General features: G+C 67.9%; 10 protein-coding genes. 7 read left to right on the top strand and 3 right to left on the bottom strand.

The annotated features are described in order from the left end of the window. Positions 1–75: 75 nt before the first annotated feature. Positions 76–756 carry a FadR/GntR family transcriptional regulator gene (locus ACQ3HB_RS05015; RefSeq protein WP_430918317.1) on the bottom strand — a complete coding sequence of 227 codons (681 nt, stop codon included), beginning with the start codon at positions 754–756 and terminating at the stop codon, positions 76–78. A 110-nt stretch (positions 757–866) separates the two neighbouring features. Beyond that, positions 867–2,300 (bottom strand): MFS transporter, encoded by a 1,434-nt coding sequence (locus ACQ3HB_RS05010; RefSeq protein ID WP_430918315.1) that lies wholly within the window; start codon positions 2,298–2,300, stop codon positions 867–869. Between the two features lie 319 nt (positions 2,301–2,619). On the opposite strand from ACQ3HB_RS05010, the gene ACQ3HB_RS05005 reads away from it, so the two are divergent. After that, positions 2,620–4,440 carry an amidase gene (locus tag ACQ3HB_RS05005; protein ID WP_430918313.1) on the top strand — a complete coding sequence of 607 codons (1,821 nt, stop codon included), beginning with the start codon at positions 2,620–2,622 and terminating at the stop codon, positions 4,438–4,440. A 111-nt stretch (positions 4,441–4,551) separates the two neighbouring features. Here the strand turns inward: ACQ3HB_RS05005 and ACQ3HB_RS05000 are convergent, their stop codons facing one another. Further along, the gene (locus ACQ3HB_RS05000) at positions 4,552–5,091 is read right to left on the bottom strand and encodes a hypothetical protein (protein WP_430918312.1); all 540 of its coding nucleotides are present in this window, start codon (positions 5,089–5,091) and stop codon (positions 4,552–4,554) included. Between the two features lie 379 nt (positions 5,092–5,470). On the opposite strand from ACQ3HB_RS05000, the gene dnaK reads away from it, so the two are divergent. The 6 genes from dnaK to ACQ3HB_RS04970 all read left to right on the top strand — a co-directional run bounded on the left by dnaK (position 5,471) and on the right by ACQ3HB_RS04970 (position 11,984). Then, on the top strand, positions 5,471–7,336 hold the full coding sequence (gene dnaK / locus ACQ3HB_RS04995) for a molecular chaperone DnaK (protein WP_430918310.1): 1,866 nt from the start codon (positions 5,471–5,473) through the stop codon (positions 7,334–7,336). A 2-nt stretch (positions 7,337–7,338) separates the two neighbouring features. Further along, complete coding sequence (locus ACQ3HB_RS04990; RefSeq protein ID WP_430918308.1) at positions 7,339–7,971, top strand: nucleotide exchange factor GrpE; 633 nt, start codon at positions 7,339–7,341, stop codon at positions 7,969–7,971. Positions 7,972–7,973: 2 nt separating this feature from the next. Next, entirely contained in the window at positions 7,974–8,981 is a 1,008-nt protein-coding gene (locus tag ACQ3HB_RS04985) for a DnaJ C-terminal domain-containing protein (RefSeq protein ID WP_430918306.1), read from the top strand. An 18-nt stretch (positions 8,982–8,999) separates the two neighbouring features. Next, complete coding sequence (locus ACQ3HB_RS04980; RefSeq protein WP_430918304.1) at positions 9,000–9,419, top strand: heat shock protein transcriptional repressor HspR; 420 nt, start codon at positions 9,000–9,002, stop codon at positions 9,417–9,419. A 199-nt stretch (positions 9,420–9,618) separates the two neighbouring features. Next, the gene (locus ACQ3HB_RS04975) at positions 9,619–11,034 is read left to right on the top strand and encodes a hypothetical protein (protein ID WP_430918302.1); all 1,416 of its coding nucleotides are present in this window, start codon (positions 9,619–9,621) and stop codon (positions 11,032–11,034) included. 311 nt (positions 11,035–11,345) lie between these two features. Beyond that, on the top strand, positions 11,346–11,984 hold the full coding sequence (locus tag ACQ3HB_RS04970) for a hypothetical protein (protein WP_430918301.1): 639 nt from the start codon (positions 11,346–11,348) through the stop codon (positions 11,982–11,984). Positions 11,985–12,049: the final 65 nt, after the last annotated feature.

Below are 12,049 nucleotides of genomic sequence, written 5' to 3'. Positions count from 1 at the left end.
CTGAATTGTGCAACACCCCGGGGGCGCGGTACCGGGTGGCGCGGTGCTGTGGCGGCGGGCGCCGAGCGATGATGCTCAGCGCGTGACTGCAGCCTCACGCAGCCATTGCTCGATACCGGCGATGTGCACGGTCGCGAGCGCCTCCGCGAGTGCAGCATCGCCGCGTTCGAGCGCATCGAGGATCGCCCGGTGCTCGTCGAGCGTCCGCTGCACCGAGTGCTCCTGCGTCAGCCCGCGCCAGATGCGTGCACGGACCGTGTGGCTCGACAGGCTTTCGAGCAGGCTCGACAGGTAGCCGTTTCCGGCTGACGCGGCGATGGCGCGGTGGAACTCCAGGTCGTGCTCGACGAGTGCGTCGACGCTCGTCTCCACATCGACCGACTCGGCGATCCTCCGGAGCACGGCCAGTTGGACCGGAGTCGCCTCACGTGCGGCCAGACCGGCTGCGGCCGGCTCGAGGATGCGGCGGACCGCGAAGAGTTCCAGGATCGAATCGTCGCCGTGCAGGTCGATGACGAACGACATCGCCTCCAGTAGCAATCGCGGTTCCAGGCTCGTGACGTACGTGCCGTCGCCGCGCCGCACATCGAGCACCCTGATCACTTCGAGGGCCTTGACGGCTTCGCGCATGGAGCTGCGCGAGAGGCCGAGCCGCTCGCTCAGTTCCTTCTCGGGCGGGAGTCGGTCTCCGGGACCGAGCTCACCGCTCACGATCATGTCCTTGATCTTGAGGATCGCTTCGTCCGTGACTGCCATTTCTCGATCGTAGCGGCGTCCGGTCCTCCGTTTTCAGGAATGGCCGGGTGTCGGCTGCAGAGCGCGCTCGGCGGTGAGCTCGTCCTGCAAACGGAAGACGGCGGGGTTCGTCAGACCTTCACGCCGATGTTGCCCTGCTTCGCCTGCACGGGCAGGAGCAACGCGAGACCGATCGCGATCACGAGGACGATCCCGAGGATGCCCCAGTACTGACCGCCGCCGAGTGTCACGAAGAGCGCGAACGCGGTCGGTGCGAGGAAGGAGACGGCGCGACCCGTGGTCGCGTACAGGCCGAAGACCTCGCCCTCGCGACCAGGCGGGATGATGCGGGCGAGGAACGATCGACTCGCCGACTGGGCGGGTCCGACGAAGATGCACAGCGCGAGGCCGAACGTCCAGAACACGATCTGTCCGCCGTCGTGGAAGGCGAACACGGCGATGCCGCAGATCACGAGGCCGATGAGCGATCCGAGGATGACGGGTTTCGCGCCCAGCTTGTCGTCGAGGAGGCCGACGGTGATCGTGGCGATGCCGGCGACGACGTTCGCGGCGATCGCGAAGATGATGACCTCGCCGGGCGAGAAGCCGAACGTTCCGGCCGCGAGCACGCCGCCGAACGTGAAGACGCCGGCGAGGCCGTCGCGGAACACGGCGCTCGCGATGAGGAAGTAGAGCGTCTGCCGGCTGTCGCGCCACAGCTCCGCGATGCTCTTCCCGAGCACCACGTACGACTGGAAGAAGCCGACGCGCGGCTGGGCGACGGCCGCGGGCGCGTGGTACTCGGGCACCGCGAACAGCACGGGGAGCGCGAAGATCCCGAACCAGACGGCGGCGATGAGCATCGACACGCGGACGCTCATTCCGTCGTCGCCCGTCACGCCGAAGAGGCCGACATCGGGGCGGATGAAGCCGAAGTAGACGATGAGCAGCAGTGCGATGCCGCCGATGTACCCCATGCCCCAGCCGAGGCCGGAGACCTTGCCGATGGAGGACGGTGTCGAGACCTGCGCGAGCATCGCGTTGTAGTTGACGCCCGCGAACTCGAAGACGATGTTGCCCACTGCGAGGAGCACGAGGCCGAGCCACAGGTAGCTGGGGTCCGGGCTGACGAAGAAGAGGAGGGCTGTGATGGCGACGACGACGTACGTGTTGAAGCCGAGCCAGAACTTGCGGCGGCCGGAGGCATCAGACCGCTGTCCCGTGATCGGGGCGAGGATCGCGATGAGGAGACCCGCCGCGGCGAGGGCCCAGCCGAGGGAGGCGGAGACGGCCGCTTCGCCGCCGAATGCGTCACCTGTCAGATAGACGGTGAAGACGAAGGTCGTGACGACGGCGTTGAACGATGCGGAGCCCCAGTCCCATAGGCCCCAGGCGAAGATCCGTCCCTTGCGGCCGCTCTGCGCCTTCACGGCGGCGACCTGCGCGGTGTCGAGGTCGACGGTCGCGGCGGCGGCATCGGCGTTCGTGAGCGGGGCCGGCGGGAAGTTTCGGGGACGCGATCCCAGTCGGGGCTGTTCGTCGTCCGTGCCGGGGGTGTCGTTCATACCCCGAAGGCTACTGCCCGCAGGTAACGCGCCGGTAGCCGCAGCGTATCCCGTTCTCCCGTCCCCTCCTTGCTGCCGAGGGGTCGCAACATGCGGGTGTCGGTGGCGTGTACCCGCACGTTGGGGCCCCTCGGCAGAACGGGGTGGGGGAGGGGCCGGAGGGGCCGTCGGGATGGGACCTGGGTGCCACGTGGGCGGATGGGAGATGGTCCCTGGGGGAGACGACGGGAGGGACGTGCGTTCCTAGGCTCGGGAGCGTGAAGAAAATCAACACTTGTCCCGTAACTCTCGACGTCCGAACCGAACACGGGAACGCCGCATGAACGGTCGATCACGCGGCGCCCTGAGCTTCGCCGCAGCCGTCGGGATCACCACCGTCCTCTGTGCCGTGCCCGCCGCATCGGCGTTCGGGGCGACGATGCACGCAGAGCCCGGGACGACTGCTGCGTCCGCCGCATCTCCCGCATCGACCGCCTCCGACTCGACCCACCCGAACGTCGTCGGCCTCGGCATCACGGAGGCCGCACAGCTCCTCACCGCACGGAAGACCACGTCCGAGGCCCTCGTGACCGCCTACCTGCAGCGCATCGCCGCCTACGATCGCCCGGCGAACGGCGAGGGCGGACTCGACTCCATCATCACGGTCGACGACGAAGCGCTCGCCGAGGCGAAACGGCTCGACGCGGAACGGGCGGCCGGCGCGATCCGCGGCCCGCTGCACGGCGTCCCGATCGTCGTGAAGGACAACATCGCCACGGCGGGCATGCCGACGACCGCCGGGAACGGTGCGATGCGCGACTACCGTCCAGAGGCCGATGCGACGTCGATCCAACGCCTCCGAGACGCGGGTGCGATCATCATCGCGAAGACCAATCTTGCGGAGTTCGCGCTCACGGGCGACAGCAGCATCAGCGTGTTCGGCGAGGTCAAGAACCCGTTCGGGGCGACGCTCGGATCGAGTGGATCGAGCGGCGGAAGCGCCGCCGCGACGGCGGTCGACTTCGCGGCGGGAGGGATCGGTACGGACACGGCCGGCTCCATCATCGGCCCGTCGGCCAACGGCGCACTGGTGGGCGTGCGTCCCACCTTCGGCCTCACAAGCCTCGACGGCGTCGTCCCGGGCAACACCGCGCTCGACACGCTCGGCCCCATGACGAAGTCCGTCCGCGATGCGGCCGTGCTGCTCGACGTCCTCGCCGGCTCCGACGAGGACGATCCGCGCACCGCGCCGACGAAGGACGTCGACACCGGGACGTACGTGAGCGGGCTCAGCGCGACGTCGCTCCAGGGCGCCCGCATCGGCGTCCCCGCGGACTGGGATGCGTACCTCGCGGGGCCCGGCGCGATCTTCGCCTACCTCGACGTGGAGGGGAAAGCGACGTACGACCGCGCGATCACCGAACTGCAGGCGCGCGGTGCGGTCATCGTGCCAGTGGCGTACGACGCGACGACGCTGACCACGCCCGGCGTTCCAAGCGACTTCGGCTACCAGGTGCAGCAGTTCCTGAAGACGACGAAGGCCTCGGTGCCCCCTGCTGCCGCGGCCATCGCCGAGCCGAAGGACGTCTTCGACCTGCACGACGTCCTCGCGAGCCCGGACACGACCCTCGCCGAGGTCTTCGCCGAGATCCAACCGTCCGACACCCCGGATCCGGAGGTCGTCGCCGCGCTCGAGACCGTTCCACAGGCGCGGCAGGAGTTCGCCGACTTCTTCACCGCGAATGGCATCGATGCGTTCGTACTGCCGTCGACCGCGAGTGCTGCGCCGCTCAGCCTCGACGGATCGACCGAACTGACGTCCCGCGCGGGCGCCCCGGGGGTGACGGTCCCGTCTGGGATCGACGCCGCGGGTCGGCCGCTCGGCATCAAGTTCATCGGGCAGCGATACGACGACGGCCGGATGCTCTCCTTCGCGTACGACTACGAGCAGGCGACGCACCATCGCGTGGCGCCGTCCGGGTTCCCCGAGCTGACGGCAACGGGCGAAGTGCCGACCGGTCCCGTCAGCCCCGCGAAGCCGACGCTCCCGGAGACGGGTGTCGACATCGTGCCGATCGCCGTGCTCGCGGCCGCCGGTCTCGTCACGGCCGGTGCTGCTGCGGTCGTCGTGATGCGCTTCCGTCGGGCCCGTCGCCCCTGACCTGACCCGCTCACAGCTCGCGAGGTGTCGCAGATGGCTCGTCCGACCCCCTCGGGACGAGCCGTTTGTGACACCTCGCGGGCTGCGGAGGCTGGCGTGGGACGGGCCTCGTCAGGAGGCGAAGGCCGGGAAATCGGTGATGAAGTTCGACGAGCTCGTGAAGTAGAGGTTGCCGTCGCGCCAAGCGAATCCACCGTTGACGTAGCTGTCGTCGTTCCCGAGGTCCGGCTGTTTCGTGAAGCCGTCCACGGGATCGTTCGTGATCGTGAAGCCTTCGGTGACGAGTGCCGCCTGCTTCTCGGCCCACGCCGCCTCCGTCATCGGCATCTGCGCCGAGATCGCCATGATGTCGCCCTGATTGCCCCACTTGCAGACGAGGCCGCCACCGTCCTGCATGAAGCCGAGGTCGACGTTCCAGGTCGTGAACGGCTTGGCGACGAGGTGATCCTCGGCGAGTTTGGCGTAGGCGGCACCGGTCAGGATCGTGTCGCAGGTGGCGTCGAAGGCGGCGTCGGTCGCGGTCGGTGACGGCGTCGGGGCTGTGGTCGCCGTTGGCGTCGTCGTCGGTGTGACGGTGGCGCTGCTCGACGGGGCCGGCGTTCCGGTGCCGCATCCCGTGAGAGAGATGGCGCCCAGCAGGCATGCGGACATGATCAAGATTCGTGTGCGATTCCCCATGCACACACGGTACAGCCCGCGTGGGGTCGCAAACGGCTCGTCCGACCCCTCTGGACCGGCCATTCGTGACACCTCGCGGGCTGAGGGGCTGAGAAGAGGGTGAGAGTTGAGTCGAGGTGGCTCAACTTTCTTGACATCGGAAACGGCTTCTGTAAAATTGAGTGTGCGAGGCTCAAGTCTTGCAAGAACACTCGACACACGCAGTTCGTGCCGAGTTCGTCGAACGGGCCGGAAGGCCATCCCTCCCATCGGGTGAGTGCACCACGAACAACCCCTCACCGGGAGAACGGTCCACCGGGCCGATCGACGAACTCAGGACCCACACGAACACCGAACCAAGGAGATCCAACACATGGCACGTGCAGTAGGCATCGACCTCGGAACCACCAACTCGGTGGTCGCCGTTCTCGAAGGTGGAGAGCCCACCGTCATCGCGAACGCCGAAGGCTTCCGCACCACCCCCTCCGTCGTCGCATTCACGAAGGATGGCGAGGTGCTCGTCGGCGAGACCGCGAAGCGCCAGGCCGTCACCAACGTCGACCGCACCATCGCGAGCGTCAAGCGCCACATGGGCACCGACTGGACGTTCGACGTCGAAGGCAAGAAGTACACGCCGCAGGAGCTGTCCGCTCGCATCCTCGGCAAGCTCAAGCGCGACGCAGAACAGTACCTGGGCGACACCGTGACCGACGCCGTCATCACGGTCCCCGCGTACTTCAACGACGCCGAGCGTCAGGCCACGAAGGAAGCCGGCGAGATCGCCGGACTCAACGTCCTGCGCATCATCAACGAGCCCACCGCTGCAGCCCTCGCTTATGGCCTGGACCGCGGCAAGGAGGACGAGCTCATCCTCGTCTTCGACCTCGGTGGCGGAACGTTCGACGTCTCGCTCCTCGAAGTGGGCAAGGACGACGACTTCTCCACCATCCAGGTGCGCTCCACCTCCGGTGACAACCGCCTCGGTGGAGACGACTGGGACCAGCGCGTCGTCGACTACCTGATCAAGCGCTTCAAGGATGCCACCGGTGTGGACGTCTCGGGCGACAAGATCGCGAAGCAGCGCCTCAAGGAAGCCGCAGAGCAGGCCAAGAAGGAGCTCAGCTCCTCGATGTCCACGTCGATCCAGCTGCCGTACCTCTCCCTCACTGAGAACGGCCCGGCGAACCTCGACGAGACGCTCACGCGTGCGAAGTTCGAAGAGCTCACCAACGACCTCCTCGAGCGCACTCGCAAGCCGTTCAACGACGTCATCGCCGAAGCAGGCGTGAAGGTCTCCGACATTGCACACGTCGTGCTCGTCGGTGGATCGACCCGTATGCCGGCCGTCGCCGAACTCGTCAAGAAGCTCACCGGCGGACAGGAGCCCAACAAGGGCGTCAACCCTGACGAGGTCGTCGCCGTCGGCGCCGCACTCCAGGCCGGTGTGCTGAAGGGCGAGCGCAAGGACGTCCTCCTCATCGACGTCACCCCGCTGTCGCTCGGCATCGAGACGAAGGGCGGCATCATGACGAAGCTCATCGAGCGCAACACCGCCATCCCGACGAAGCGCAGCGAGACCTTCACCACCGCGGACGACAACCAGCCGTCCGTCGCGATCCAGGTCTTCCAGGGTGAGCGCGACTTCACGCGCGACAACAAGAACCTCGGCACCTTCGAGCTGACCGGCATCGCTCCGGCTCCGCGCGGCGTGCCGCAGGTCGAGGTCACCTTCGACATCGACGCCAACGGCATCGTGCACGTGTCCGCCAAGGACAAGGGCACCGGCAAGGAGCAGTCGATGACGATCACCGGCGGTTCCTCGCTCGGCAAGGAAGACATCGAGCGCATGGTCCGCGAAGCCGAAGAGCACGCGGCCGACGACAAGCTGCGTCGTGAGCAGGCAGAGGTCCGGAACAACGCCGAACAGCTCGCCTACTCCATCGACAAGCTCATCAAGGAGAACGACGACAAGCTCCCCGAGGACGTCAAGACCGAGGTCCAGGGCGATGTCGACGCACTCAAGAGCGCACTCGCCGGAGACGACGAGGACGCGGTGAAGACCACGTTCGACAAGCTCAACGAGTCGCAGGCGAAGCTCGGTGAAGCCATCTACGCGCAGGCGCAGGCGGCGGAGTCGGCAGCAGCCGGAGCCGAGACCCCCGAAGCCGACACGACCTCTGACGAGGACGTCGTCGACGCCGAGGTCGTCGAGGACGAGGAAGACAAGGACAAGAAGTAGCCATGACCGACGAGAACCAGAACCACGAGGGCATCGACCCGGAGAACGGTGAGGTTCGTCAGCCAGGCGCCGACGGGACGGATGCTGCGGCATCCGCCCCGTCGGGTTCCGCGGACAGTGCTCCCGGAGCCGACCAGGACGACGAGCTCACCGTCGAAGACATCCTGAACGCTGCTCCGGAGCACCCGGTGGAAGGCGAACTGACGGAGGCCGAACTGCTGGCCGCCGAACGACTCGCCGACCTCCAGCGGGTGACCGCCGAGTACGCGAACTACCGCAAGCGCACCGAAGCGGGCCGCGAGGTGGAGCGCGAGCGCACCACCGGCGAGGTCGCGAAGGTCCTGCTGCCGGTGCTCGACGACCTGGACCGTGCCGAGAAGCACGGCGACCTCGACGGCGACGCACCGTTCAGCCAGATCGCGCAGAAGCTGCGGACGTCCGTGGAACGCCTCGGACTGAAGCCATTCGGCACGATCGGTGAGACGTTCGACCCGAACATCCACGAGGCCATCTTCCAGCAGCCGACGCCGGACGCCGAAGGCGAAACGGTCCTCGACGTCGTCGAGACCGGTTACACCCTCGGCTCCACGCTCCTGCGTGCCGCCAAGGTGGTCGTTGCGGTCCCGGCGAGCTAGCCATGGCGAGTCAGGACTGGTTCGACAAGGACTTCTACAAGGTCCTCGGCGTCAAGAAGGATGTGACGCAGGCCGAGTTGAAGAAGGCGTACCGCAAGCTCGCGAGACAGTACCACCCGGACTCCAACGCGGGTGATGCCGCCTCCGAGGCGCGGTTCAAGGAGATCAGCGAGGCCAACTCGGTGCTCTCCGACCCGGAACAGCGCAAGGAGTACGACGCTGTCCGCGCCATGGGTGGTGGAGCTCGCTTCACCGCCCCCGGCCAGGCCGGCGGCAACGGCGGGTTCGAGGACGTCTTCGGCAACATGTTCGGCGGCGGCGGTGGCCGCGGTCAGAGCTACACCTACCAGCAGTCCTCCGGCGGACAACCCAATTTCGAGGATCTCCTCGGCGGCGGGCTGTTCGGTCAGGGAGGCTTCGGGCAGACGAGTGGCGGGTACCGCGGCTACGGCGGACCGACCCCCGGTCGGGACATCGCAGCGCACACGACGGTCGACTTCCTGACCGCCACGAAGGGCGAGACCATCTCCCTCCAGACCTCAGAGGGTCGCACCATCAAGGTGAAGATCCCCGCGGGCGTCTCGGACGGGCAGAAGATCCGCCTCCGCGGCAAAGGGCAGCCGAGTCAGGACGGCGGTCCGGCCGGCGATATCGTGGTCACCGTGAGTGTCCGCAAGCATCCCGTGTTCGAGCGCGACGGCCTGAACCTGCGGGTGACGGTGCCGGTCACGTTCGTCGAAGCAACCCTCGGCGCGACGATCGAGGTCCCCACCCTCGGTGGCGACCCCGTGAAGCTGCGTGTGGCCCCCGGAACGCCGAGCGGCCGTGTGCTGCGCGTCAAAGGCCGGGGCGTCGCGACCACGAAGGGCACCGGCGATCTGCTCGCCGTCGTCCAGGTCGTGGTTCCGGCCCACCTCGGGTCGGACGCCAAGGAAGCACTCGAACGCTTCCACGAGTTGGAACCGAAAGAGAACCCGCGCGACGAACTGCTCGCACGGGCACGAGGCTAGCGAGAAGGGATGCAGGGCATGGACGAGCGTTCGCCGATCTTCGCCATCGCGATGGCGGCAGAGCTCGCCGGCATGCACCCGCAGACCCTCCGCCAGTACGACCGCATCGGTCTCGTCTCGCCCACCCGTACGGCGGGGAAGTCGAGACGGTACTCGATGCACGACATCGCGCAATTGCGTGAAGTCGCGAGGCTCAGCGCTGAAGGCGTGAGCCTCGAGGGCATTTCCCGCATCCTGTCCCTGGAGAACGAGGTCGCCTCGCTCCAGGGACGGGTGCGCGAGCTCGAACACGCCCTCGCCGATGTCCTCCTGAAGTCGCCCGGCGGGCGCGTGTTCGCCGCCGGCATGGAAGGTAGCGTCGTTCCGTTGAAGAGTGGGACGCGTGCCCGGCGCCGCACCGAGATCGTCGTGTGGCGGCCCAAGGGGCCAGGGGCCTGACACTGGGTGCCGGGGTCGTGGGGACTCGTTCGGTCATTCCGTCGGTCGCGCCGTCCGCGGCGGGCATCGCGATCCGCTGACCGACTGACGCGCGCCGCGCGCCGAGCACCGCGCGCCGCATCGCATCGTCTCCGGTCCCCCGGTGCCGCGTCTCGCACTGATCCTGTGATGGCGGAGGGCCGACGCGTAGGATGCTGGCATGAGTCAGCCCCCGGAAACGCAACCACCCGCTCCGGAGTCACGACCGGACGACGCCCAGCAGACGACCGCTGAGTTCGCGCAGCACCCGGCACCGGAGCAGGGTGCGCCGCAGGCGCCATCGCAACCAACAACTCCGCAGCCCGGCTACCAGCCGTCCGGCTACCAGCCTGCGCCTGCACCTCCGCAGTACCAGCCGCCGCAGGCGTTCCAGCCCGCGCAACCGTTCGAGGCGTCGCCGCAGTACCAGGCCGCCCCGAACCATGAGCAGGCGGCCGCGTATCAGCAGGGTGCGCCATATCAGGGGACGCCGTATCAGGGTGCTCCGGGGCAGGCTCAGGCCGGTCCGTACGTCGGTCCGGGGCAGTATCAGCAGGCCCCCGACTACCAGCAGGCTCCTGCGTATCAGCAGCCGGCAGGTGCCGCCCAGGCGGCCGCGTATCAGCAGGGCGCCGCGTATCAGCAGGCGAATCCGTACCAGCAGACGCCCGCCTACCAGCAGGCGCCGCAGTACCAGCATCAGGCACCGCAGTCGCCGGCCTACCAGCAGCCGGTGCCGCAGCAGTTCGCGCAGCATCCCGCATACCTCGCGCCCGTCAAGCAGCCTCGCGCCCCGCTGACCCCGCGTCAGCGCTCGCGTGCGCGACTGGCCGGCGGGATCGGGAACGGGCTCATCACGCTCGGCGGCAGTCTCGTCGTCCTGCCGGTCACCTTCGTCGTTGTGGTCCTGGCCCTCGGCGCCTTCGTCGGTGGGCTCGCCGCCGCATCGGGTGCCGGGGACCAGGTGAAATCCGTGTTCGCGACGATCTACCGCACGGTGATCGAGCCCTACATCCTGCTGTACGTGCTCATCATGCTCATCGGACTCGTGGTGCTGGTGCTCGGCTTCGTCCTGAGCGTCTCGATCCTGCGACGCGGTGGGATCCGACGACCCGTCGCCGTGACCTTCGCCGGATGGGGCATCGCCGTTGCCGGCGGGGTCCTGTTGTCGTTCGTCACGAGCCCGTTCGCGAACCTGTTCTCCTTCGGTGCGCGGCCGCAGTCCGACGTCGACCAGGCGATCGGGCCCGTCATCGCGGGCGTCTCCGTGTCGCTCGTGGTCTCGCTCGCGCTCGGGGTCGTCATCGGTGTGTTCAGTTGGTGGTGGATGGCGCACGCGATGCGTGATCCTGAGGCCCCTGGTGGTGGAGGTGGTGCCGGTGGTGCTGCTGGCGGTGGCGCTGCTGGTACTGGTGGCCTTGCCGGTGGTGCTGCTGGTACTGGTGGCCTTGCCGGTGGTGCTTTCGGTGGTGGAGCTGCCGGTACTGGTGGCCTTCCCGGCGCTGGTGGCACCCGCGACGCAGCCTCCGGTGCGGTGGCGGCGCCCGGCACCCAGCCCTTCACCGCTCAGGCTCCGCCGCCTCCGCCCTCAAGCTGACTCGGTGTCCGACCCGGCGGTTGCAGAATTCAGGAACATCGGCACAATTCAGGATGATTCCGGGCGGCGCGCCGATCGATCGTCCTGAATTCTGCAACCATTCCTGAATTCTGCAAGCCCTGCTCCGTGCTGCGCTGCCCTGCTCGGACCCGAGGTTGAGCACAATTCCGGAAAAGGTGTGACAGGAGTGACGAAATCGGCCGAAATCGGGCGTTCGAGTCACATCAGCCCCACGTTTTCCGGAATCGTGCAAGGTGAAGGTGGGGCGACGGACTCGGCCTCCTCGCATCGGCGCTCGCTAGGCTGACTGCGTGAGCGCGAACCCCGTCACACCGAAACGCCAGGCCGATGCCGCCGCCCCCGAAGCGGCACGTCGCCGCCGCGGCGCGCGATTCGCCGGGGCGTTCGCCTATCCGCTCATGTACTTCGGTGTGGTGGCCGGGCTCCTCCCACTGCTGTCCCTCATCGTCATCACCGCGCCGATCGTCTTCGGGGTGCTGTTCGGCGCGGGGGAGACCGAGTTCGTCGCCGGGTTCTCACGAGCGTTCGCGTTCGTCCTGTTGTTCCTCGCGACGCCGTTCGCGGTCTGGATCTGGGCGTATGTCGGGGTGGGGGTCGTCGCGTTCGTCGGCGGGATCCTGCTCAGCGTGCGCATCCTGCGTCGGCACGGTGTGGGTCGGCCCGGCGCGGTCACCAACTGGGGGTTCTGGGCGACGCTGCCCATCCAATTCCTGTTCGGCTTCATGGGGGTCGTCATCGTCTTCGCGTCGATCAGCGCGGGCGTTGCAGCCGATGCCGACGGGGTGGCGACGATCCGCGCTTTCGGCCAGGGGATGATGATCGCCACGGTCGCCAATCTGCTCATCTCCGCCGGTCTCGGGGCGTTGCTGTTCCCGGCCGTACTGCGCGCCGTCCCTGCGACGAAGCGCTCGCGTCGTCCCCGGGCGTGAGGGTGCTGCGACGCTTCCGCGCTGACACTCCGTCGGCCGTCTCCGCCCGGTCCGGTGAGGCGATC

The sequence above is a fragment of the Plantibacter lichenum genome (genome assembly GCF_050587525.1).
GTDB lineage: Bacteria > Actinomycetota > Actinomycetes > Actinomycetales > Microbacteriaceae > Plantibacter.
The sequence above is the reverse complement of the archived record's forward strand: the minus strand, read 5'-3'. Positions and strand labels throughout refer to the sequence as shown.

Coding starts and splice junctions, on each gene's coding strand:
- ACQ3HB_RS05000 (WP_430918312.1), bottom strand. CDS start 5,091: ATGTCCGCATGCCTGCTGGGCGCCATCTCTCTCACGGGATGCGGCACC.
- dnaK (WP_430918310.1), top strand. CDS start 5,471: ATGGCACGTGCAGTAGGCATCGACCTCGGAACCACCAACTCGGTGGTC.
- ACQ3HB_RS05015 (WP_430918317.1), bottom strand. CDS start 756: ATGGCAGTCACGGACGAAGCGATCCTCAAGATCAAGGACATGATCGTG.
- ACQ3HB_RS04985 (WP_430918306.1), top strand. CDS start 7,974: ATGGCGAGTCAGGACTGGTTCGACAAGGACTTCTACAAGGTCCTCGGC.
- ACQ3HB_RS04990 (WP_430918308.1), top strand. CDS start 7,339: ATGACCGACGAGAACCAGAACCACGAGGGCATCGACCCGGAGAACGGT.
- ACQ3HB_RS04975 (WP_430918302.1), top strand. CDS start 9,619: ATGAGTCAGCCCCCGGAAACGCAACCACCCGCTCCGGAGTCACGACCG.
- ACQ3HB_RS05005 (WP_430918313.1), top strand. CDS start 2,620: ATGAACGGTCGATCACGCGGCGCCCTGAGCTTCGCCGCAGCCGTCGGG.
- ACQ3HB_RS04980 (WP_430918304.1), top strand. CDS start 9,000: ATGGACGAGCGTTCGCCGATCTTCGCCATCGCGATGGCGGCAGAGCTC.
- ACQ3HB_RS05010 (WP_430918315.1), bottom strand. CDS start 2,300: ATGAACGACACCCCCGGCACGGACGACGAACAGCCCCGACTGGGATCG.